Annotated in this window: 20 protein-coding genes, 1 tRNA gene and 4 pseudogenes; 11 read left to right on the top strand and 14 right to left on the bottom strand. The window is 63.1% G+C overall.

Annotation, left to right across the window (positions count from 1 at the left end; genetic code table 11):
• The first annotated feature begins 7 nt into the window (after nt 1–7).
• Both ACIDOCELLA78_RS92250 and ACIDOCELLA78_RS92255 read left to right on the top strand, forming a co-directional pair.
• Nucleotides 8–1207 carry a pyridoxal phosphate-dependent aminotransferase gene (locus ACIDOCELLA78_RS92250; RefSeq protein ID WP_201729229.1) on the top strand — a complete coding sequence of 400 codons (1200 nt, stop codon included), beginning with the start codon at nt 8–10 and terminating at the stop codon, nt 1205–1207.
• Nucleotides 1208–1235: 28 nt separating this feature from the next.
• On the top strand, nt 1236–1718 hold the full coding sequence (locus tag ACIDOCELLA78_RS92255) for a nuclear transport factor 2 family protein (protein WP_201729230.1): 483 nt from the start codon (nt 1236–1238) through the stop codon (nt 1716–1718).
• 58 nt (nt 1719–1776) lie between these two features.
• On the opposite strand, the gene ACIDOCELLA78_RS92260 is transcribed toward ACIDOCELLA78_RS92255, so the two are convergent.
• The 8 genes from ACIDOCELLA78_RS92260 to ACIDOCELLA78_RS92295 form a co-directional block, all read right to left on the bottom strand.
• A complete protein-coding gene (locus ACIDOCELLA78_RS92260) occupies nt 1777–4098 on the bottom strand; it encodes a hypothetical protein (RefSeq protein ID WP_201729231.1) in 2322 nt (773 codons plus the stop codon).
• Entirely contained in the window at nt 4095–4820 is a 726-nt protein-coding gene (locus ACIDOCELLA78_RS92265) for a hypothetical protein (RefSeq protein WP_201729232.1), read from the bottom strand. Before ACIDOCELLA78_RS92265 ends, ACIDOCELLA78_RS92260 begins: the two co-directional genes overlap by 4 nt.
• Entirely contained in the window at nt 4810–5334 is a 525-nt protein-coding gene (locus tag ACIDOCELLA78_RS92270) for a DUF6468 domain-containing protein (RefSeq protein WP_201729233.1), read from the bottom strand. Before ACIDOCELLA78_RS92270 ends, ACIDOCELLA78_RS92265 begins: the two co-directional genes overlap by 11 nt.
• 49 nt (nt 5335–5383) lie before the next feature.
• Entirely contained in the window at nt 5384–5851 is a 468-nt protein-coding gene (locus tag ACIDOCELLA78_RS92275) for a flagellar basal body-associated FliL family protein (protein WP_249676274.1), read from the bottom strand.
• Between the two features lie 117 nt (nt 5852–5968).
• On the bottom strand, nt 5969–6358 hold the full coding sequence (locus ACIDOCELLA78_RS92280; RefSeq protein ID WP_249676277.1) for an OB-fold nucleic acid binding domain-containing protein: 390 nt from the start codon (nt 6356–6358) through the stop codon (nt 5969–5971).
• A gap of 118 nt (nt 6359–6476) precedes the next feature.
• Nucleotides 6477–9092, bottom strand: coding sequence for an error-prone DNA polymerase (locus ACIDOCELLA78_RS92285; RefSeq protein ID WP_249676280.1), 2616 nt, complete (start codon nt 9090–9092; stop codon nt 6477–6479).
• A complete protein-coding gene (locus tag ACIDOCELLA78_RS92290) occupies nt 9092–10378 on the bottom strand; it encodes a DNA polymerase Y family protein (protein ID WP_201729235.1) in 1287 nt (428 codons plus the stop codon). Before ACIDOCELLA78_RS92290 ends, ACIDOCELLA78_RS92285 begins: the two co-directional genes overlap by 1 nt.
• Complete coding sequence (locus ACIDOCELLA78_RS92295) at nt 10317–10913, bottom strand: ImuA family protein (RefSeq protein ID WP_249676284.1); 597 nt, start codon at nt 10911–10913, stop codon at nt 10317–10319. Before ACIDOCELLA78_RS92295 ends, ACIDOCELLA78_RS92290 begins: the two co-directional genes overlap by 62 nt.
• A gap of 168 nt (nt 10914–11081) precedes the next feature.
• On the opposite strand from ACIDOCELLA78_RS92295, the gene flgF reads away from it, so the two are divergent.
• The 5 genes from flgF to ACIDOCELLA78_RS92320 all read left to right on the top strand — a co-directional run bounded on the left by flgF (nt 11082) and on the right by ACIDOCELLA78_RS92320 (nt 15383).
• Nucleotides 11082–11825: a flagellar basal-body rod protein FlgF gene (gene flgF, locus ACIDOCELLA78_RS92300; RefSeq protein ID WP_201729236.1), complete on the top strand. Its 744-nt coding sequence runs from the start codon at nt 11082–11084 to the stop codon at nt 11823–11825.
• A 27-nt stretch (nt 11826–11852) separates the two neighbouring features.
• A complete protein-coding gene (gene flgG, locus ACIDOCELLA78_RS92305; RefSeq protein ID WP_201729237.1) occupies nt 11853–12635 on the top strand; it encodes a flagellar basal-body rod protein FlgG in 783 nt (260 codons plus the stop codon).
• A 10-nt stretch (nt 12636–12645) separates the two neighbouring features.
• A complete protein-coding gene (gene flgA / locus ACIDOCELLA78_RS92310; protein WP_201729238.1) occupies nt 12646–13644 on the top strand; it encodes a flagellar basal body P-ring formation chaperone FlgA in 999 nt (332 codons plus the stop codon).
• A complete protein-coding gene (flgH, locus tag ACIDOCELLA78_RS92315) occupies nt 13637–14416 on the top strand; it encodes a flagellar basal body L-ring protein FlgH (protein WP_201729244.1) in 780 nt (259 codons plus the stop codon). Before flgA ends, flgH begins: the two co-directional genes overlap by 8 nt.
• 212 nt (nt 14417–14628) lie before the next feature.
• A protein-coding gene (locus ACIDOCELLA78_RS92320) for an IS5 family transposase (protein ID WP_374223207.1) occupies nt 14629–15383 on the top strand; the annotation gives its coding sequence in 2 pieces (ribosomal slippage) (nt 14629–14949 and nt 14952–15383; 753 coding nt in all).
• Nucleotides 15384–15625: 242 nt separating this feature from the next.
• Here the strand turns inward: ACIDOCELLA78_RS92320 and ACIDOCELLA78_RS92325 are convergent.
• The 5 genes from ACIDOCELLA78_RS92325 to ACIDOCELLA78_RS92345 all read right to left on the bottom strand — a co-directional run bounded on the left by ACIDOCELLA78_RS92325 (nt 15626) and on the right by ACIDOCELLA78_RS92345 (nt 18652).
• Nucleotides 15626–15700, bottom strand: a tRNA-Met gene (locus ACIDOCELLA78_RS92325).
• Nucleotides 15701–15754: 54 nt separating this feature from the next.
• Entirely contained in the window at nt 15755–16231 is a 477-nt protein-coding gene (locus tag ACIDOCELLA78_RS92330; protein WP_249676289.1) for a 23S rRNA (pseudouridine(1915)-N(3))-methyltransferase RlmH, read from the bottom strand.
• Nucleotides 16228–16593, bottom strand: a complete 366-nt coding sequence (gene rsfS, locus ACIDOCELLA78_RS92335) for a ribosome silencing factor (RefSeq protein ID WP_374223260.1) — start codon at nt 16591–16593, stop codon at nt 16228–16230. The genes ACIDOCELLA78_RS92330 and rsfS overlap by 4 nt, the downstream gene beginning before the upstream one ends.
• A gap of 155 nt (nt 16594–16748) precedes the next feature.
• On the bottom strand, nt 16749–17432 hold the full coding sequence (locus ACIDOCELLA78_RS92340) for a nicotinate-nucleotide adenylyltransferase (RefSeq protein WP_307850923.1): 684 nt from the start codon (nt 17430–17432) through the stop codon (nt 16749–16751).
• Complete coding sequence (locus tag ACIDOCELLA78_RS92345; RefSeq protein WP_201729239.1) at nt 17390–18652, bottom strand: glutamate-5-semialdehyde dehydrogenase; 1263 nt, start codon at nt 18650–18652, stop codon at nt 17390–17392. The genes ACIDOCELLA78_RS92340 and ACIDOCELLA78_RS92345 overlap by 43 nt, the downstream gene beginning before the upstream one ends.
• Between ACIDOCELLA78_RS92345 and ACIDOCELLA78_RS92350 the strand changes: the two are divergent.
• The 4 pseudogenes from ACIDOCELLA78_RS92350 to ACIDOCELLA78_RS92365 form a co-directional block, all read left to right on the top strand.
• Nucleotides 18651–19019: pseudogene (locus tag ACIDOCELLA78_RS92350) on the top strand (GNAT family N-acetyltransferase; N-acetyltransferase); the annotation flags it as partial. The gene ACIDOCELLA78_RS92345 and the pseudogene ACIDOCELLA78_RS92350 sit on opposite strands and share 2 nt — an antisense overlap.
• A 13-nt stretch (nt 19020–19032) precedes the next feature.
• Nucleotides 19033–19161: pseudogene (locus tag ACIDOCELLA78_RS92355) on the top strand (hypothetical protein); the annotation flags it as partial.
• Nucleotides 19162–19433: 272 nt separating this feature from the next.
• Nucleotides 19434–19757 (top strand): annotated as a pseudogene (locus tag ACIDOCELLA78_RS92360) ((deoxy)nucleoside triphosphate pyrophosphohydrolase); the annotation flags it as partial.
• Between the two features lie 14 nt (nt 19758–19771).
• Nucleotides 19772–20529: pseudogene (locus ACIDOCELLA78_RS92365) on the top strand (competence/damage-inducible protein A).
• A gap of 51 nt (nt 20530–20580) precedes the next feature.
• Here the strand turns inward: ACIDOCELLA78_RS92365 and ACIDOCELLA78_RS92370 are convergent.
• Nucleotides 20581–20886, bottom strand: a complete 306-nt coding sequence (locus ACIDOCELLA78_RS92370; protein WP_201729240.1) for a hypothetical protein — start codon at nt 20884–20886, stop codon at nt 20581–20583.
• Between the last annotated feature and the right edge of the window lie 217 nt (nt 20887–21103).

Consider the following 21103-nt stretch of genomic DNA (forward strand, 5'->3'; position numbering starts at 1 on the left):
AGGCGGGATGAACCCGTTTTCTTTACGTGTCACCCGGACCCGACCTGCCGCTACATTTGCAACTGCTGCGCTTGCACGCTCTCTCCGAGCTGCGGGTCGTGATGTTATTTCGCTGGCCATCGGCGAGCCTGATTTTCCGACGCCCAATCACGTCATTGAAGCCGCTCACAAAGCTGCACTTGACGGGCAGACACGATATCCGCCGATTGCGGGCACTGAGGCCCTGCGCTGTGCTGTCGCTCGAAAGTTTGGACGAGATCAAGGGCTCAAGGTGGCGCCGACGGATGTTTTGGTAACAAACGGCGGCAAGCAGGCAATTTTCGATGCCGTTATGGCTGTTGTTGAACAAGGTGACGAGGTGGTTATCCCCGCGCCGTGCTGGGCCGGGTATATTCAGGTCGTTGAGTTCGCGGGCGGGAGCCCTATTTTTGTCCCGTGCCCGGCGGAAAACGGCTTTCGGCTTTCTGCGTCGGACCTTTCCGCGGCGATTGGACCGCGCAGTAAGTTACTTCTCTTGAATTTCCCCAACAATCCGTCCGGGGCTGTTGCTGATGCGGCCATGCTGCGTGACATTGCAGAGGTGTTGCGAAAACACCCTCAATTACGGGTGGTATCGGACGATATCTATGAGCACCTGGTTTTCGATGGGTTGTGCAAAACTCTGGCTGCCGAAGCGCCAGACCTGTCAGACCGCATTCTGACGATGTCTGGTGTATCGAAGTCCTATGCGATGACTGGCTGGCGGCTGGGGTTTTGCACGGGGCCACGCGATTGGCTCGATGGGATGCTGGTTGTGCAGGGCAGCTCGACAGCTGGTGTGTCAACGATCAGTCAGGCTGCGGCGGTGGCTGCACTCGATGGTCCCCAGGACATTCTGGAGGAGCGCCGAGCTGTCTATCACCAGCGAAGCATCAGGGTTGTTGACGCGCTCGCTCGGGCACCTGGTCTTTCCTGCTCTCCTCCCCAAGGCGCATTTTATGCGTTTCCGTCAGTAAAAGGCCTCCTTGGGCGCCGTACTCCAAGAGGCCGTCTGCTGGTAAACGACGAGGACTTTGCCGGCGCACTGCTTGAGGAAGCTCTTGTGGCGACTGTTCCGGGGACAGCTTTTGCCATGTCGGGTCATATTCGACTATCGACGGCCGCGGCTGACATGGACCTCGACATCGCGTGTTCCCGCATCGTGGATTTCTGCAAAGCTTTGGTCTAATTCAAGTAAAACACTTGAGGTGATTGCCGTGACCGTCCAGAAGCCCCCTTTTCCACCTTTTGATTCGCAAAGCGCGGCGTTGAAAGTTCGTCTTGCGGAAGATGCTTGGAACTCCCGAGATCCTGTGCGCGTGGCTGGCGCGTATACTGAAGACAGCGCCTGGCGCAACAGAGATGAATTTTTCGTGGGGCGCACTTCGATTATCGCGTTTCTCCAACGAAAGTGGGAAAGGGAGCTGGAATATAGGCTTGCCAAGGCGCTTTGGGCATTTACCGATAATCGTATCGCTGTGCGGTTTCAGTATGAATACCGGTGTGCAGATGGCCAGTGGTTTCGGGCCTATGGCAACGAACAGTGGGAATTTGATGAAAATGGCCTGATGAGACGCCGCGAAGCTAGTATCAACGACAAACCAATTGACGCCGCTGAAAGACGGTTTTTGTGGCCTTTGGGCGCCCGTCCAGAGCATCATCCTGGGATAGAGATGTTGGGTTTCGGTTCGCGACCTTAAAAACTGCAAAAATTTTCATATTGAAAATCGGACGGGAATCGCGTCATATAAATAAGAATCACTTTGTGACATCTTCAAGGGATTTAATCTTCCTTATTGCATCCTGAAGATCTGAATTTTTAGAAATAGGCTCGCTAGTTATTATTTGAAATAGTGCTGATTCTGGTCCAGGAAGTATCCGATTGAGATAGGTTTGGCGCAAATTATCAATTGTTTTTTTGTCATTGTTTTTATAAGCCGCTGTCGCGAGCTGGTTTATAATATCTGACTGTTTCTTGTTCAATTTATTTATATTTTTGAGATATTTTGATGCATAGTTAGAGAGTCTTTCTTCTTCAGTTTGCCAGTTTTTTTGCGTGTGCGAGTGATCTGCTTCAGCAATCAGGTGACTCTTTTTGCTGGAAGGGTGGTTCGTTACAGTTGGATTCAGTTTTTCTGAAATGAGCTTGTATAACGTGCGTCTTTTCTGAATTATGTCGTCGTTATTGGATAATCCGTTCGTTTTATCTAGTGTTTTCTTTGCAAAATTGAATTGATTATTCTTGAATTGTTCATTTGCCAACATTAGTCCAAGTGAAGGCAGATTTTCTGGTTTTTCATTTTTTTGTATGAGATATTCAAGCGCAGGAATTGAGTTTTCTGGAAGCCCTAATTGATTAAAATTATTTATCATATATTTCACATATTTTAACTCATTATTATTTTTTGGAATAAGGTCAATATTATCTTGGAGGATCGATGCTGACCCTAATGGCCCGAGCTTGGATAACTGGTTGGAACTCGTTAGATCTGAAAATAATTTTTGTCGAAGGCGATTGATTTTGTTGGATTTGCTGGGAAATAGCATTAAATCATGCTTGAGTTCTGACATCGCGGAGGGCCAATCATTGGCTTTTGCATACAATTTTGCCACCTCCATGCGAAGATTTAATTCGTGCTTCGCCGCTCTCCAGTCATAAACATGACGCAATAGCTGATCGGCTGCGGAATGTGCGCTTAATTTATGTGTTTTGTATTCGAGATATATCTTATGTGAATTGGCAAGTCCAAATGCTTTATTATTTCGCGTGTGAAGGATATTGTTGTAGATAGAAATTGCCTTATTGAGATTGCCATTTTTTTCATAATAGTTCCCAATATAAAAATTAAATATTGAGTTTTTTGGAAAAAAATTCATATATTTCTTGAATGTATCAAAATTACTTGTATTTATAAGTGATTTTGCAACGGTTGGAAGAATACCATTTCTTATTAGTGTCGGAAGAGATAATATATAATTTATTCCAGACTTTATTCCATTGATGGACTTTTTATATTTGCCTTTCTTGGCGTATGCCAAGGCGCTTAGTGTGTCTTTTATTTTTGAATTATTTTTGATTTTTCCGAGATTATCTAGTGCCCCCGCGGGGTTATTGGAAATGATATTCGCGACGGAGTGCAAAAGGTTCCATTGCTCGCCTTCTGTAATCAGTGGTTGAGTTTGCGCAAGCCGGTCAAGTGCGCCGATGGCTTCGGGGCCCATATCGAGTGCGAGCATCACCCGAACCAGCTTGAATGTTGCTTCTTCTTTATCGAGAGCCGGCGCCTGGGTCACGGCGATGCGTTGCAGCCCTAGTCGCTGTCGTAGGCCGATCAGATTGTAACGTGGAAGATCAAGGCCATCGGGTGTTCTTGAAGCCGCAGTAAGGGGAGGAACCAGAAGCGGATTACCGATTGGCAGACCGGTGCCGGCTTTCAGGGAGCCCAGGCTGAACCCGCCAGCTTGACGGGACAGCGCGACCTCATCGGACGATGCGATGACGGCAATGCCTCGGGATGTTGGCAAAAACCTGTATCCTGGCCCGCTTGGCGCGTCGCTCAAGGCCGTTGTCCCGGTCACGGTACCGATCAACAAGGGTCTTCCGGTTTGTGGATCGGCCATTGTGACGATGGGCCCGGCATCGGTGCAACCGAGGTTTATAAAGCCCTTGTCGAAAGAAATCTTGACGTTGTTTTGGGGCGCCGATTGGGTCAGGTTGACATGGATTGAGCTGTTGCCGGCCTGCGTCGATAATGATTGCCCTGCAGGTGTCGGTATCTTGAGAACTGTGGAATTCTGAAGATGAATGACGGCGGCTTTCTGATTGCCAGTTATTTTTTTGAGCGCATATGCTTTTATTGGAAAGCTGCCAGCCAATACCAGATAAGAATTGCCTCCCTCTTCGAAAATGGATTGTCCGACATTGGCGGGCACCAGGTTATCCGGCACCAGGATACGAAACCAGTATGACGATGAATTGCCGAAGGCTGCGTGCGGAATACCTCCGCCGAGCGCAAGCGATATATAGGCGACATATCTGAATTTTTTCCTGTTGGCAGCGGCCATGCGGGAGCGGGTCATGGTGCACCATCAGGCAGAAGGGATGCGACTGGTTGAGGCTTGGGCGTCATGGCCGTCATGCCGGCGAGCTTCTCTGTGACGATTTGTGCCTTTTCTGGGCTCATGTCGGCCAGAATGGGCGCCGATTTTCGGCTGCTCATGCGCTGGATCACATTCAGGACGATTTTGGGATCGAGACCGTCAAATATGCGTGCAGCGCTCCGGGGATCCATCGTTTCGTAGGTTGAAACCAAAGCGGTCCATTTCTTTTGATCTGCGGCTTTGTGAGCGGCATTGATCTGCTCAAGCTTCTGCGCCAGCGGCTTGATCGCCGCTATTTGCTTGGCGATGGCTTCCTTTTCCACGGCCAGTTCCGCCTCTTGGCGGTTCAGTGCCGCGGCGCGCGAATCAAGCTGCTCGGCCCGTTGCTTGAGTTGAAGCAAAAGCTTGCGTTCGCCGGTCTGGTCCAGAGGGTCTGGCTTGCAGAGAGGAGGAGGCGGGGGCTTGTCTTTCCAGTTGGCCACGGGTTCGTAGGCCGAGGGAGCGGAATTCCCGCTCTTTGTTCCGGAATGCTTGTCCTGGGCCTGGTGAAGGCTTGTGGACGCCTTTTCGGACGTTGAGGCGCCCGCGAAAGCTGCATCCACAAGCCCGGCCGACTTGAAGAGAATGGTTCCGCACAGACAAAACGTCACGATCGGCAGTAGGCGTGGCAGTCCGCGGGATTGCAGCTCATCAGGTGGCATCTAGCAGCATCCGGGCAAGGTCGCGCTCGGCTCTGCTTTGCAGCTTCGCGGGGCGCCGGGATTGGTTCGAACGGTGCAGGGGGTTTGGTTTTGCCATCAGCACCCCGCGCGGCGAAGCTACGGCGTCTTGAGGCTTCAGGTCGATCACGGCCGCAGACGTATCGGACATATCGAAGCCCTCCTTGCTCTCGGCGCGCTTTTGGGTGTCCGCGGCGATATTGGCCTGGCTGATCAGTTCGTCGAGACGGGTGGTGGAGGCGGCGGCGGCCTTGCACGCCTCCTCCAGGGCGGTGAAACTCTGGCCGGCCTGCTCCTTCAGACGTTCGGTGGCGGATATGGCGGAGCTGACCGATGTGCCGATCTGGTCGACCAGTTCCTGCAGGGCATGGCGATCGGCGCGCATCTGGAGAATGGATTTGTCCAGGCGGCGTGCATAAACCAGCGTGAAAACAAGAACTCCAAATAATACGCTCTGAAATCCCCATGCGCCATAAGTCAGGATATAGGTCAGCATTTTTTCACCATTTCGACAATTTTTGCTTCGACGCTGGTAGATATCAGTATTATTGAACGATCAGTTCCTGAAACAGGATGTCTTTCACCACGGCAGGCGCCGTCGCCACCTCGACGCGATCGATCAGGGCTTCCCGCAGGCGGTAGGTGCCGGATGCGCCGCGCAGTTCGCCTGGACGCATGGCACGGAGATAGGTCTGGAACACATCGACGATGCGGGGCATGTCGGCCGTCGCGATTTTTGCGGATTTCTGATCCGCAAGTTCGATGGTGGCTTCAAGTTTCACATAGGAGTCCTGGCCATTGGGGACGTCGAGATTCGCGACGATTTCCGGGATTTTGACGTAAACCGGCCCGGTTACTTTCGGCGGTGGTCTCTCCCCGAGCATGCGCGGCAGGATACCGGTGATCCACAGGCCGCCGATCAGCAGCAGAAACGCGGCGACCGCACCGCCGATGAAGATCAGCTTGCGCTTTGACGGCTTTGCCGGCACCGCCTCGCCCTCGGCTTCGGGCAAGGTTTCGTCGGCTGCATTTTTTGCGGCTGTCGGTGGCTTGGCCATAGATTGTCCTCTGATCCTCTGAGGCGATTATCTTGGATGAATATTAATGGATGGTTATGTTCCGTTTGGGCATCAGTGAAAATCACGGCTTCGTGGCGCTGTTCGCCGTTCCGGCCTCGATTTCCCTTGACCGCCCGCCTCGCTCGCTGCCTCTGGCGGGTCGAGCCGGTCGAGCCGGTCGAGCAGGGGCGATAAATCGGCAAGCGTATCGACCAGAACATGCACGATCGTGACATCCCTCTCGACGCCGCGTTGCACCCGGCCTCGCACGCCGAGGAGCCGGGCGGAGACGATCTCCTGTCGCAGTGCCTCGACGCGGGCGGGCCAGACAATCAGGTTGGCGATGCCGGTTTCATCCTCGATCGTGATGAATACGGTCCCCTTGGCGCTGCCGGGGCGCTGGCGCACCGTGACCAGGCCGGCAAGGCGGACCTGGCCGCCGTCTTGGACGCGTTCGTCCATGTCCTTGCAGGTGATGGTGCGCGCAGCCGGGGATGGCTTCGCAGCAAGCCTAGTGGATGCGCGCGCAGGGACAGGCCGGTGGCGCGATAGTCGGCGGCCACGTGCTCGCCGTGCTGCATCAGGGGCAGTTCGGGGCGGCGGCAGGGCAGGAAAGCGGCCCGAGCGGGGAAGGGGGCGCATTGTCCACCAGGCCGGCCTGCCAGAGCGCGGTGCGCCGCCCCATGCCCAGAGACCGCAGGGCGCCGGCCTCGGCCAGCGCTTCGAGTGTGGCTTTTGGCAGCGACGCAAGTTCGGGCAGGCCGATTCGCCTCTCGGCCCGCAGGGCGTCGATCCGTGCCGCCCAGTCGGCCCTGAAGCCCCTGATCATCCGCAGGCCGAGCCGCAGCGCCCCGTTTTCCACCGTGCAGTCCCACGCACTCGCCGCCACATCGGCGGCGCGGACGGCGATGCCGTGCTCGCGCGCATCGCGCACGATCTGCGCCGGCTGGTAGAACCCCATCGGCTGCGAGTTCAGCAAAGCGGCGGCGAATTCCGCCGGGTGGTGGCATTTCAGCCAGGCCGAGACATAGACCAGATGCGCGAAGCTCGCGGCATGGCTTTCGGGAAACCCGTAAGTGCCGAAACCCTCGATCTGGCGGAAGCAGCGCTCCGCGAAATCGCGCTCATGGCCGCGCGCGACCATGCCCTCGACCATCCGGGTGAAGAATCGCTCGATCGCGCCGGGGCTGCGGAAGGTCGCCATGGCGCGGCGCAGTTCGTTGGCCTCGCCGGGCGTGAAGCCGGCCGCCTCGATGGCGATCCGCATCGCCTGCTCCTGGAACAGCGGCACGCCGAGCGTCTTGCCGAGGACGGCGCGCAGGGCGGGCGAGGGCATGTTCGTCGCCTCCAGCCCGTTCCGCCGCCGCAGATACGGATGCACCATATCCCCCTGGATCGGCCCCGGCCGGACGATCGCGACCTCGATCACCAGGTCGTAGAAGGTGCGCGGCCGCAGCCGCGGCAGCATGTTCATCTGCGCCCGGCTTTCCACCTGGAACACGCCGAGCGCATCTCCCCGGCACAGCATGTCGTAAACGCGCGGGTCCTCGCGCGGCACGTCGGCCAGATCGGCGATCCCCAGCAGGGCGAAGCATTTGCGGATGCAGGTGAGCATGCCCAGCGCCAGCACGTCGACCTTCATCAGCCCCAGCGCGTCGATATCGTCCTTGTCCCATTCGATGAAGCTGCGCTCCGCCATGGCGGCCGGGCCGACCGGCACGATCTCGTCGAGCCGGGTGCGCGTCAGCACGAACCCGCCGACATGCTGGGACAGATGCCGCGGCAGGTCGACCAGCTCGCGCGCGAGGCCGATGGCCCGCCGCAGGTCCGGCGAGGCCGGATCGAGCCCGGCCTCGCGCAGCCGCTCGTCCGACCACAGCGCATCGCCCGGATTCCAGCTTTGCGCCGCCAGCGTCTCGATCGTCGCCGCTTCCAGGCCGAGCGCCTTGCCGACATCGCGGATCGCGCTGCGCGGCCGATAGTGAATCACCGCCGCCGCGATCGCCGCCCGCGCGCGGCCGTAGCGGCCATAGATATACTGAATCACCTCCTCGCGCCGCTCATGCTCGAAATCGACGTCGATATCCGGCGGCTCGCCCCGCTCGGCCGAGACGAAGCGCTCGAACAGCAGGTCGATCTCGGCGGGATCGACCGCGGTGATGCCGAGCGCGTAGCAGACCGCCGAATTCGCCGCCGAGCCGCGCCCCTGGCAGAGAATCCCCTGCCGCCGGGCGAAGCCGACGATATCGTTCACGGTCAGGAAATAGCGCGCGTAGCCGAGCTGGGCGATCAGGTCGAGCTCGCGGCGGATCGTCGCGGTGATCGCCGCCGGCGCGCCGCCGGGATAGCGGATCGCCGCTCCCGCCCAGGCGAGGTCGGCGAGATGGCCGTCGGGGGTTTTGCCCGGCGGCACCGGCTCGTCGGGATATTCATAGTGTATGTCGCCAAGGGTGAAGCCTACAGCTTCCAGAATCTCGGCCTGAGCCGCGATCGCCCCTTCATATCCGCGGAACAGCCGGGCCATCTCGGCGGCCGGCTTGAGGTGGCGCTCGCCATGCGGCTCGAGGCGCAGACCGGCCTCGGCGATCGTGCAGCCATGGCGGATGCAGCGCATCACGTCCTGCAACGGCCGGCGCGAGGGCGCGTGATACAGCACGTCGTTCACCGCCACCAGCCGCCGCCGTCCGGCCAGGGCGGCGAGCGCCTCCAGCCGCGCGGCGTCGTCCGGCGCATAGCGGCGCGCCGCCCCGAGCCAGACCAGGGCGCCGAAGCCGGCGATCCGGTCGAGGCTGGCGGCGAAGGCGGCATCGGGCCAGGGCGGCGGCATCACGATCAGCGCCATCCCGGCCGCCTGGTCCTCCAGATCGTCGAGGCGAAGCCGGCAGCCGCTTTTCGCTGCCCGCCCCTTGCCGAGGCTGAGCAGCCGGCAGAGCCGACCCCAGCCCTCGCGGTCGCGCGGATAGGCGATGACGTCCGGTCCATCCTCGAAGCCTAGCCGGCTGCCGACCAGCAGGCGCAGACCGCGCCGCTTCGCCGCGACATGCGCGCGCACCACGCCGGCGACGGTGTTCCGGTCCGCGATGCCCAGCGCCGCATGGCCGAGGAACAGGGCCTGGTCGACCAGTTCCTGCGGGTGCGACGCGCCTTCGAGGAAGCTGAACGCGCTGGCGGCGGCAAGCTCGGCATATTCTGTCATCAGAATACCCCGTGGATGAACCATCGGGGCGGCCGCGCGCCGCCGTGCAGCCCGGTGCGAAACACCCAGAAACGTTGCCCCGCCTCATCCTCGATCGCGTAATAGTCGCGCAGCATCTCCACCTCGGCGCGGCCGGCTGCCTCAGGGGATTCGTGACGCCACCATTCGCGTGCGATCCGCTCCGGCCCGGTGGCGCGGGTGATGCGATGGCTGGCTCCGCGCCATCGCATCAGCAGCGGCGGATCGTCGGGCACCGGCGCGATCACCTCGATCCGCTCGGGGCGGACGAACAGCCGGACCGGCCGTGGATGGCCGGCGGGTGGCCAGCCTGGCGGCGGTTCCGTTACCGGAATCCGGCGCATCGCGCGCTCCGGCACATGGCTCGCCACTGGCGCCAGCCGCGACAGCCGGGCCCGGGTGGCCAGAAGGTCGAAGGTTTGGGTGTGTTCCGGCCGAAAAGCGCCGCCCAGCTCCGGCTGTCCCGCTGGCAGTGCTGCCACCTCTCCCTCGATCTCCAGGCCTTCCACGCCGAATCCCGGATCGACCCGGTTCAGACGCTCGGCCAGCAGGCGGCAGATATGCGGCGCATCGCGCGCGGGGGCTGCGAAGCCGATCGTCTCCCCGACCACGCGCGCATCGACCCGCCGGAACCGGACCTGCAAAATCGTCAGGCCGCATTCGGCCGCCTCCAGCCTGTCGCAGAGGCGGATGACAAGCCGGGCCAGCGCCGCCCGCAGTTGTTCGGCCGTCAGCAGTGGCTCGTGATGCGATTCCGCCTCGCGCCATGCGGCCGGCGGCGGCAGGAAATGCAGCGGCTCGGCGACCCTTCCGTGCAGGCGGTCGAGTCTGAGCAGCAGGTCTTCGCTGAAACCGGCCCGGATCTCGCTGCGCGAGAGGCGCGTCAGCGCGCCGATCCGTCTGATTCCAAGCCGGTGCAGCCGCCGCGCAACCGGTGCTTCCAGCCCAAGAGCTGTCACCGGCAGAGTGTCGAGTCTGGCGTCCGACGTTATGCCGTGCCGGGCCAGCGCCCGCGCCGCCATCGCGGTGCCGCCGATCGCGATCCGGGCGCCGGGCAGCATGGCTCCGATCCGCGCGCACAGCCTGGCCTCGCCGCCAAACAGATGGGCGCAGCCGGTGATGTCGAGCAGGAGACCATCCGGCGGGTCCGGCGCCACCAGCGGCGTGAAGCCCTGGCAGCGCAGGGCGAGCTGATCGAGGGCGCGCTCAGCTGGCGCGTCTGAGGGGTTGCTGGCGGGCAATCCCGCCGCCAGCCAGATCGAAAGCATGCGTCGCTCCGTCATGGCCCAGCTCTAGGCCGAAGGCGCCCGGCGGCACGCCGCGCGCATGCAGCAACTCGGCCCGCCAGCGCCGCGCGCCATCCGGCCCGGAAGGTTCTGCGCCAATTCGCCATCTCGTCGAGAACGCATTGGAATCACTTGCCTTTCCCATGTTCAGCACCAGCCCGACAGCCTGGCCCCGCCGTGCCGCCAGTGCGAGGCGGCGCACCGCGAGACGGGAGATCCGCTCCACCGGCCCAGCCGCGTGCAGGCCACCGGCCAGGGCGGTTTCGAGCAGCGCCAGTCGGTCTTGCTCCCGCTCCGCCTCGGCAAGCACGAGCCGGCCGGGATCGAGCGCCAGCCCGGCGAGCCCCGGCGGATAGAGATCGACCGAGGTGCCGACCCAGCAGACCGGCGCGCCTCGCGTGCGGCCAAGCAGTAACGCCGCGAAACTCATGATGGATTGATCGCCGGCGATTTCATGCACCGTCCCCGGCTGGATCTCCGGGCATGGCAGGCCGGAAAATAGCGCCACATTGGTCATGATCCTGTCCTTTGTTCTTATTTTGTTCTTTTTCGGGCGGGCGTCAATCCCGATATCGCGATGGTGGCGGGGCAAATTTATTCGCCTGCTTAGCCGAACATTAAGCTTTAACCGCCATTGTTTCCCTGCACGTTCCGGTGTGACGTCCCAAAAGGGTGACAGGTCAGGATGCAGAATACCAGCACGATCATTCTTTCGCGCATGCTGACGGCATCCCGCGATGTCGACGTGATCGCGAACAACATCGCCAATGCGTCCACGCCCGGCTATCAGTCGCTGCACCTCGCCTCGACATCCTGGCTCGATCACATGCGCGGCGTTACCGCGCCGCCCGGCGGGTCCACCCAAGCCTATACCCAGGCCAACGGCACGTGGCGCGACGCGCAGCCGGGGACCATCCGCAACACCGGCAATCCTCTCGATCTCGCACTTCCGGCCGGCGGCTATTTCACCGTCCAGACCCCGAACGGTCCCCGCCTGACGCGGGACGGGCAGTTCAACCTGATGCCCGACGGCACGATCGCCAATGCCGATGGCTACAGTCTTCTCAGCACGAACGGTCAGCCCATCACGGTGCCGCCGCAGAGCGGCGCGCTGACCATCGCGGCCGATGGGACGGTCAGCACCCAGCAGGGCATTATCGGGCAGGTCGGCGTTGTCACCGTTGCGAACCCGCAAACCCTGACTGCCCAGGGCGCCAATCTCTTCCAGACGACAACTCCGCCGATTCCATCGCCCAACCCGCAGATCGTGCAGGGGGCGATCGAGGAATCGAATGTCCAGCCGGTCACGGAAATCACCAACATGATCCAGGCCAGCCGGAACTACGAGATGCTCGCCCAGTTCCTGACCTCCGAGAAGAGCCGCAGCCAGACCGCCATCTCCCAGATCCTCGGCGGCACGACCAGCTGACGCCACTGTCCTGACAGGAAAGCAAGAATGCGCGCACTCGACATCGCCGCCACCGGTATGCAGGCCCAGCAGACCAATGTGGAAGTCATTTCCAACAATATCGCGAACATGACGACCACGGGCTACAAGGCCCAGCGGGTCGCCTTCCAGGACCTGCTGTATCAGGATCTGCGGCGTGCGGGGTCGAACAGTTCGGATGCCGGCACGATCGTGCCCTCCGGCACCCAGATCGGCCTCGGCGTGAAGACCGCCGCGATCTACAGGATCGATCAGCAGGGCAATCTTCAGCAGACGAACAACACGCTCGACATGGCGATTTCCGGGAACGGATGGTTCCAGGTGACCCTGCCCTCCGGCCAGCTCGCCTACACGCGCGATGGCACGTTCGGGCTGTCGCCGAATGGCACGATCGTGACGGCGGATGGGTATATCGTGCAGCCGGGCATCCAGGTTCCGACAAACGCCACGAATGTCACGATCAACGCCTCCGGCCAGGTTCAGGTCTCGCTGCCTGGGCAGACCGCGCCGCAAACGGTTGGTCAGTTGCAGCTCGCAGTCTTTCCCAACGATGCCGGTCTTGCCGCGCAGGGGGGGAACCTCTTCCTCCAGACCGCCGCCTCCGGCAACCCGGTGACCGGCGCGCCCAGCGCCCCTGGTTTCGGAACGGTGATGCAGGGCTTCGTCGAGAACTCGAATGTCAACGTTGTCAGTGAAGTGACCGATCTCATCACTGCCCAGCGCGCCTACGACATGAACAGCCAGGTCGTCACCGCAACCAACCAGATGCTTCAGACCCTGACGCAACTCTGAGGATTGCGACATGCCCCGATCGACCGGACGCACGATTGCGGTTCTGACCGTCATGATCGGCCTTGCCGCCGGTGTCGCGGTCGCGGCGCCGGCGCCGCGCGGGATCGTCACGATCAACCGCTCCGTCGTTCAGCTCCAGGATCTGTTCAGCGATGCGGGGCCGAAGGCCAAGGATGTGCTGGGCCCAGCCCCTGCGCCGGGTCAGCGTATCGAGGTGGGCGGAGCGCAGCTCTCGGCCATTGCCCGTGCCTATGGCGTCGGCTGGACGGGCGGTGGCCCCGACAATGTCGTGGTCATCGAGCGCCCGGGCGTGCCGGTCCGGGCTGCTTCGATCACGCGCGCGTTGCGGCCCGCCCTGCTCGGCGCGGGGGCGCCTGATCATTTCGTGGTTCAGCTGGGCTCCGATCGCCTGCCGATGATCCCGCCCGGCGCGCTGCCTGATATCGTGGTCAACAATATTCGCTACGATCAGGTCAATGGTCAGTTCGCCGCCTCCGTCCTGATCAGCGCCACGGGCATGAAGCCAGAAAGCTTCGATATTTCCGGAATCGCGGCACCCGCCGAGCGGGTGATTGTCGCCCGTCATACGCTACAACCCGGCGATGTCGTCACCATCAATGACGTCAAGATGGCATGGGTCGCGAGGGCGGCATTGCCACAGGGCATGCTGACCAGCGCATCCGAGGTTCTCGGCATGCAGATCAGCCGCCGCCTTGCTGCGGGCACCCCGCTGAGCCGGCAAAACATCGCCCGGGTCATGATGGTTACCCGTGGGGCGACGGTCAGCCTCGCGGTCGAGACGCCCGGTCTTGAAGTGACCGCCGAGGGTGTCGCGCTGGCTTCTGGCCCGGAAGGTGCGGTGATCCCGGTTTTGAACCCCAGCTCGCGCGAGGTGGTGCAGGCCGTGGTGGATGGCCAGAATCATGCCCACGTCATCCCCGGCAGCCATCCCACGCCGCAGAACGGAACGGTGCCATATTACAACCGCATGGTCGGACAGAATGGCTGAACCCTTTCTCGTCTTCCTGTCGAAACAGCGTCGACGCGGGCTGAGGATCTCCGTTTTTGCCGCCGTATCGCTATTGCAGGGCTGCGGCACGTTTTCGAACCTCGCCTATGTCGGCCGGCCGCCGCCGATGTCGCCCATCGTCAATCCGACCAAGGAGCCATCGTGGCGTCCTGTGAGCATGCCGATGCCGCCGCTTCGGAAGGCGCCGACCGAGCCCGACAGTCTCTGGCGGCGGGGCGCGCGCGCATTCTTCAAGGATCAGCGGGCTTCACAGGTTGGCGATATCATCACCATCCTGATCAACATCAATGACAATGCCAATCTGAAAGACCAGACGACACTTGGTCGAACCGGGTCGGAATCCCTCGGCGTGCCGAACCTGTTCGGTCTGGAGAGCCTGATCCCACGGGTGATCGGCAAGGCTGTCAGCCCGTCGAGCCTTGTGTCGGTGTCCAGCGCCGGCAATTCGACCGGCACCGGGCAGATCCAGCGCAACGAAGCGGTTTCGCTCTCGCTTGCGGGCGAGATCACCCAGGTACTGCCGGATGGAAATTTCGTGGTGATGGCCAAGCAGGAAATGCGGGTCAATCATGAATTGCGGGTTTTGACCGTCTCCGGCATTTGCCGGCCGCAGGATATTTCGAGCAGCAACACCATCCAGTCGAACCAACTGGCCGAAGCGCGGATATCCTATGGCGGCCGCGGCATTGTCAGCGGACAGCAATCGCCTCGCTACGGTCAGCAGATTCTCGACGATATCGTCCCGTTCTGATTTTGCGGTAGAGGCGCTGACCGCAAGGGCGGGCTCGTCATCTAGAGCACTTTCCGATCCATCCGGATCGGATGTAGTGCTCTATGATATTGATAATCAGAGCATCTTTATCCGATCAGATGACTCCATCTGATCGGATGATGCTCTAGGTTCTGTACCTATTGCCATGACTACGGAGCGTCTGATTCAAGTCTGTTTGGAGGACTTGGAACATGGCGGAACTTTTCTGGCTGAACGACACGCAATGGGCTGCGATCGAACCATTGCTGCCGAAGCTTGGCGGCAAGCCTCGGGTTGATGACCGCCGGGTGCTGAGCGGCATCCTGCATCGCTTTCGCGAGGGCTTGCGATGGCGAGCGCTTCCTGAGGCCTATGGGCCACGAACCACGGTGTTCAACCGGTTCAACCGCTGGAGCCAGCGTGGCCTCTGGCAGGAGATCTTTGCGGCCCTGGTCGCCTGCGCGTATCCGCCGCGCATCGCCATGGTGGACAGCACCTCGGTTCGGGCACATCGCGCGGCCGCGGGCGGTAAAGGGGGGCGCAAAGCCAGGCTATCGGCCGGTCGAGGGGTGGACGGACGACCAAGATCCACGCCGTCGCGGATGAGCAGGGACGCATCGCCGCACTCCTCCTGACGCCGGGACAGGCCTCCGACATCAGCGGCGCCAGGGCGCTTCTGCCCACAATACCGCCACCAGAAGAGCTGATCGCCGACAAAGCCTACGACGCCGATGACCTGCGCGCCTTCCTCACCCGCCAAGGCACCAGGCCCGTGATCTCGCCCATGCCCAACCGCCGCGCCATTCCGCCCTTCGACCCCGTCGCCTACAGAAAGCGCAATCTCATCGAACGCGCCTTCTGCAGGCTCAAGGACTGGCGCGCCATCGCCACACGCTACGACAAAACCGCACGAAATTTCCTCGCAGGTATCTGCCTCGTCCTCGCCGTCACATCTTGGATCAGTTGAGTCCAGAACCTAGGCGAAGCCGCTCCTGTCGGCGGGCAAGCCTCGTCAATCTGTCATACGGCTCGGGTTTTACCGATTGATGTCAATATCGACAGCGATTCAAAGTCATCATCGTGGACGGCAGGTCAAGTTCTGCGCTGTGCGACAGTTACACGATCCACAAACAGTCGAATACAATTGACACAGACGCGGCTAAACCGGGATCTGCTCACAAGCCAAAACAAAAATGGAATTGAAAGCCGTGGTAGCGGCGGGCGGATTTGAACCACCGACCAAGGGATTATGATTCCCCTGCTCTACCGCTGAGCTACGCCGCCCCATGGCTGGCGCTGAGGTAGCCTCACCGGAGAGGCAAGTCAATCATGTTGTCTTCATGGCCGCCCCGCCCGGTGATAGGGGTGCCCGGTGAGGATGCATTGTGCCCGGTAGAGCTGTTCTGCGAGAACTGCGCGGGCGAGAAGATGGGGCAGGGTCAGCCGGCCAAGTGACAGCACAGCATCCGCGCGTTCGATGATGCGCCGCTCCAGCCCCTCGGCGCCGCCAATCACGAAGGCCAGCGGCCGGCCGGATTCGCGCCAGGAGGCGAGCATCGCGGCGAAGGCGGCGCTGTCAGGCGTCTTGCCATCGAGATCGAGGGCGATGACCAGATCGTCGGCGGTAAGGCGGCGGAGGATGGCATCGGCCTCGCGCCGCTTGATCTCGGCCGGGCTGCCGGTGCCGTCCGGCAGGGAAACGATTTCCGGCCGTGGCTGAAGCCGTTCGGCGTAGCGGGCGACGAGGTCGGCCTCCGGCCCCCTGGTGTCGCGCCCGATCGCGACGATGCGCAACCGGGCGCCCGCAACCGTCAAGCCGGTTCGTCCAGATCCGCACTCCACATCTTTTCGAGCGCGTAGAGCTCGCGGGCTTCCGGCTTGAAGAGATGGACGACGATGTCGCCGGCATCGACCAGCACCCAGTCCGATCCGCCGGCGCCTTCGACTTGCACACGCTTGACGCCGATCGCGGCGAGCTTCTCGAGCAAATGGGTCGCCATCGCGGCGATCTGCCGGTCTGCAAGCCCGGTGGCGACCACCATGCGGTCGGCGAAGCTGGCGCGGCTGGCAAGGTCGATCGTCACGATATCCTCGGCCTTGTCGTCGGCGAGGCTCTCGGTGATGACCTGTTCCATCTGCGCGAGCCGTTCGGCCGCCTTGTCCGCGCTGCGGCGGATGCGGGCGGCTTGCGGCGCGGGGCCGGCGATGGCGGCCTTCTTGCGCGGGGTTCCGGGGGCTTTGGGCGCAACCTCGGCGGGAAGCGGCGGTTTGCGCTTCGGCGCCGGCTTGCGCGATGCGGTGGCGGGCGGGGTCGGGCGGGTCGGCGGGCGGGCTATGGCCGGTCTCCTTGAATGCCGTGCGACGCGCGGGCCTTGCGGGCACGGGCGCGCAGCGCGGTGGCTGATAACGGATTTTCGCGCGCGGGCAGCCAGGTCCAGGCCGGCGGCGGGCTGCCGGCGAGGGCTGCCGCCGAACGTGCGGCGATCCGCGCATGCCGTAGCACATCGGCGGCCCGCCCGGCCAGCGCGGCGCGCGTTTCGCCCGGCCGCGGCAGCACGGCGATCGGCACGCCGGCGGCGATGTCCCGCCAACGGTGCCAGCGGGGGAGCTGGGCGAGGTTGTCGGCTCCCATGATCCAGACGAAGTTTGCGCGGGGAAAGCGGCGGCGGAGCTGGGTCAGGGTGTCGGCCGTCCGGCGGGTGCCGAGCGCGGCTTCGATCCCGGTCGCCACCAGCCGTCGTCCATCGGCGAGGCGCGCCGCGGAGGCGAGGCGTTCGGCGAAGGGGGCCATATCGGCGCGGCTTTTCAGTGGGTTGCCGGGCGAGACCATGAGCCAGACCTGATCGAGCCGCAGGGCGCGCCGCGCTGCTGTCGCGACGTGACGATGGCCTTCATGCGCGGGGTTGAAGCTGCCGCCGAGCAGGCCGATGCGCAGCGGCCTGCGGTCGCCGAAGCGCGGCAGCCGGTCTTTGCTCAGGGACGCACCTGGCCGGTGCCGACGACGTGATAGCGGAATGTCGTCAGTTGCGCCGGGCCGATCGGGCCGCGGGCATGGATTCGCCCGGTGGCGATGCCGATCTCGGCGCCGAAGCCGAATTCGCCGCCGTCGCAGAACTGGGTCGAGGCGTTCCACATCGCCACCGCGCTGTCGGTGCCGGCGAGGAAGCGGGCGGCGGCATCGGCGTTTTCGGTAATGATCGCCTCGGTATGCGACGAGCCGTGCCGGGCGATATGGTCGAGCGCGGCGTCAATGTCGTCGACGACGCTGACCGAGAGCACCGAATCGAGCCACTCGGTGTTGAAATCGTCGGGTCCGGCGGCCGGAAGGTGCGGCACGATCGCCCGCGCGCGGTCATCGGCGCGGAAAGTGCAGCCCAGGGCGGCGAGATCCTCGATGAGATGCGGCAGCACGGCAGGGGCGATGGCTGCGTCGATCAGCAGGGTTTCAGTGGCGCCGCAGATGCCGGTGCGCCGCATTTTCGCGTTGGCGAGAACGGATCGGGCCATTTCGAGATCGGCCTCGGCGTGGATGTAGGTGTGGTTGAGTCCCTCGGCATGGGCAAGCACGGGCACCCGGGCTTCGCGCTGCACCCGCTCGACCAGCGACTTGCCGCCGCGCGGGATGATGAGGTCGATCTGCCCGGACGCGCCCAGCATCGCCGCGACGAAGGCGCGGTCGATATTCGGGGCGATCTGCACGGAGCCATCGGGAAACCCGGCCTGGCGCAGCCCCTTGGTCATCGCGAGATAGATCGCGGTGTTCGAATGATAGCTTTCCGAGCCGCCGCGCAGGATCACCGCATTGCCCGACTTGATGCAGATTGCCGCCGCATCGGCGCCGACATTGGGGCGGCTTTCATAAATCATGCCGATCACGCCGAGTGGCTGCGGCACGCGGCGAATCACGAGGCCGTTGGGCCGCGTCCATTCGGCGAGGCTGCCTGCGAGCGGGTCGGGCAGGTCGGCGATCGCCTCGATGCCGGCGGCGATCGACTCGATGCGCGCCTCGTTCAGCAGCAACCGGTCACGCATCGCCGGCGATCCCGCGAAACTGTCGAGGTCGCGGGCATTGGCGGCGAGGATGTTCACGGCGTGGATTCGCAGCTCGGCCGCGGCGGCGCGCAGCGCGCCATCGCGCCGGGTCGCCGGCATCGCCGCAAGGCTGCGAATCGCGGCGCGCGCCCGGCCGGCGGCGGCGCTGAGGATTTCTTCGGCTTTATGGGTCGCGGTGTCCATGCTGGAAGAATTGCGCGTCCGCGGCCGGCAAATCAACCGTCAAACCGTGGATCGCCCTTTCGGCCGCGCGCCGGACAAGCTATCCCGAAGCGGTCAGGAGACAGTGCGGGGGTTTTTCGTGCCGGACATCGCCACCAGGGACGCCGTTGGAACGGCCGTGCTGCGGCCGCTCGCGCAGGAGGATGCCGCCCGCTTCCACCAGCTCATCAACGACTGGGACATTTGCCGCCGGCTACCGGAGGCGCCGTTTCCCTATCCGCTGGAGACGGCCGAGGCGTGGGTGGCCGCCGCGGTGGCCGACCGTGCGGCCGGACGCGCCCATGAGTTCGCGATTGTCGACGCGGATGGCGGCATGATCGGCAGCGCCGGGCTACGGCTCGATGCCGCGCGGGCAGCGCCGCGCTGGGCTACTGGATCGGCCGCCGTTTCTGGCGCCGCGGTCATGCCGGGCGGCCGTCGCCGAGCTGCTGCACTGGGGGTTCGCCGAGCTGCCGATCTCCACGATCGAGGCGACGGTGGCCGCCGACAACGCAGCTTCGATCGCGCTGCTCGAAGGCGCCGGGTTCAGCGCGACGGGCCGGGGCCATGCGAAATTCATCGGCCAGCCCGGCGCGAGCCTGCCGGTGGTGCATTATGCGATCACGCGGGAGGCGCTGGCGCTGCGCCATCTTGCCGCCCCGAGCCGGTGGCTGTCGCCGCCGCCGCGAAGCCGTTGGTGCTCGTGGCCGCCTGCGCGCTGGTCGACATCGAGGGACGAATCCTGCTCGCCCGCCGCCCGCCGGGGAAGAAGATGGCGGGGTTGTGGGAGTTTCCGGGCGGCAAGCTCGCCCCCGGCGAAACCCCGGAACAGGCGCTGGTGCGCGAGATGGAGGAGGAACTCGGCATTCGGCTCCGCGAGGAGGATGTCGCGCCGTTCGCCTTCGCCTCGCACGCCTATGACCAGTTCCATCTGCTGATGCCGCTCTATCTCGCCCGCCGCTGGAGCGGCACGCCCGAGCCGCGCGAGGGCCAGGCGCTGGCCTGGGTGCCGCCGGACCGCCTCGACGAATATCCGATGCCGCCGGCCGACCGCCCGCTGCTCCCACTGCTGCGCGATTTTCTGTGATCCGGGAGACCTGTATGTCCAGCAACCCCACCGCCGCCATCCTGATCATCGGCAACGAGATCCTCTCCGGCCGCACGCAGGACGTGAACACGAAATTCATCGCCGGCCGGCTGGCCGCGCTCGGCCACCGGCTGGAAGAGGTACGGGTGGCGCCGGATGTCGCCGAGCGGATCGTCCGCGCGGTCAATGAACTGCGCGCCGCCTATGACAACGTGTTTACCACCGGCGGTATCGGGCCGACGCATGACGACATCACCAGCGAATGCATCGCCGCCGCTTTCGGCGTGCCCTGGGAAAAGCACCAGGAGAGCTGGGATGCGCTGGAGCGGCATCTCGGACGTGAGCAGTTCAACGAGGCGCGGCAGCGCATGGCGATGCTGCCGCGCGGCGCCGTGCCGATCCCGAATTCGGTCTCGATCGCGCCGGGGTTCTCCATCGGCAATGTGCATGTGATGGCCGGCGTGCCGCGGATCATGCAGGCGATGTTCGCGGGGCTGGAAACGGTGCTGGCGCGTGGCACGCCGATCGCGATGCGGGCTGTTCACGGCTTGGGGTGAAGGAAGGCAGCATCGCCGCCGGGCTATCGGCGATCCAGGCGCGGTATCCGCAGGTCGATGTCGGCAGCTATCCGTTCTACCGTGAATCGGGCAGCGGGGTCGCCGTTGTCGTCAAGGGCACGGATGTCGAGGCGCTGGAGGCCGCGATCGGCGCGGCCGAGGCGCTGATCGCGGCCGAGGGGATCACGCCGGTTCGGGGTGAGCCGCCGGTGTGATGCTGGCGTGGTTGGAAACCCGCATCCGCCCCTCCCGGATCGGATGCGGCTTCAGTGATCGTGGTCGCCGCCGAGCGGCAGGGTGAAGCCGAAGGACAGGCCTGCCGGGAAAGCCGGCGCAACATAGGCCGGAGGCGGCGGAGCATAATAGGCGGGCGGCGGCGGCGCGTAATAGCCGGGTGGCGGCGGCGGCGCGTAATAGACCGGCGGCGGCGGTGGCGCGTAATAAGCCGGTGGGCCGGCGAAGCCGATCGAAAAGCTCGGGCCGCCATCCCAGTCCGCACGGGCGACGCCGGTCGCGGCAAAGGCGACACAGGCGGCCATCGCGCCGCCGACGATGATGCTGGTTCGCTTCATGTGGGCATCTCCTGATCGATGCTCGTAAACTGTCAGGGAAATGCGGCGGAATTCGGCGATGCTGCTTTACTGCCTGGTGAAATTTCGTTCATCCGCCGGGCTCAGCCCTGGCGCATGCCCACCGCCTCGATGAACAGCGCGACGATCAGCACGGCGAGCACGACGATCGAGATCGCCCAGCGCAGGACGAGGTAGTTTCCCGGCACGATGTCGCGCC

The organism is Acidocella sp. C78 (assembly GCF_907164655.1).

Coding starts and splice junctions, on each gene's coding strand:
- ACIDOCELLA78_RS92250 (WP_201729229.1), top strand. CDS start 8: ATGAACCCGTTTTCTTTACGTGTCACCCGGACCCGACCTGCCGCTACA.
- ACIDOCELLA78_RS92260 (WP_201729231.1), bottom strand. CDS start 4,098: ATGACCCGCTCCCGCATGGCCGCTGCCAACAGGAAAAAATTCAGATAT.
- ACIDOCELLA78_RS92265 (WP_201729232.1), bottom strand. CDS start 4,820: ATGCCACCTGATGAGCTGCAATCCCGCGGACTGCCACGCCTACTGCCG.
- ACIDOCELLA78_RS92270 (WP_201729233.1), bottom strand. CDS start 5,334: ATGCTGACCTATATCCTGACTTATGGCGCATGGGGATTTCAGAGCGTA.
- ACIDOCELLA78_RS92280 (WP_249676277.1), bottom strand. CDS start 6,358: ATGGACGAACGCGTCCAAGACGGCGGCCAGGTCCGCCTTGCCGGCCTG.
- ACIDOCELLA78_RS92285 (WP_249676280.1), bottom strand. CDS start 9,092: ATGACAGAATATGCCGAGCTTGCCGCCGCCAGCGCGTTCAGCTTCCTC.
- ACIDOCELLA78_RS92290 (WP_201729235.1), bottom strand. CDS start 10,378: ATGCTTTCGATCTGGCTGGCGGCGGGATTGCCCGCCAGCAACCCCTCA.
- ACIDOCELLA78_RS92295 (WP_249676284.1), bottom strand. CDS start 10,913: ATGACCAATGTGGCGCTATTTTCCGGCCTGCCATGCCCGGAGATCCAG.
- flgF (WP_201729236.1), top strand. CDS start 11,082: ATGCAGAATACCAGCACGATCATTCTTTCGCGCATGCTGACGGCATCC.
- flgG (WP_201729237.1), top strand. CDS start 11,853: ATGCGCGCACTCGACATCGCCGCCACCGGTATGCAGGCCCAGCAGACC.
- flgA (WP_201729238.1), top strand. CDS start 12,646: ATGCCCCGATCGACCGGACGCACGATTGCGGTTCTGACCGTCATGATC.
- flgH (WP_201729244.1), top strand. CDS start 13,637: ATGGCTGAACCCTTTCTCGTCTTCCTGTCGAAACAGCGTCGACGCGGG.
- ACIDOCELLA78_RS92345 (WP_201729239.1), bottom strand. CDS start 18,652: ATGGACACCGCGACCCATAAAGCCGAAGAAATCCTCAGCGCCGCCGCC.
- ACIDOCELLA78_RS92370 (WP_201729240.1), bottom strand. CDS start 20,886: ATGAAGCGAACCAGCATCATCGTCGGCGGCGCGATGGCCGCCTGTGTC.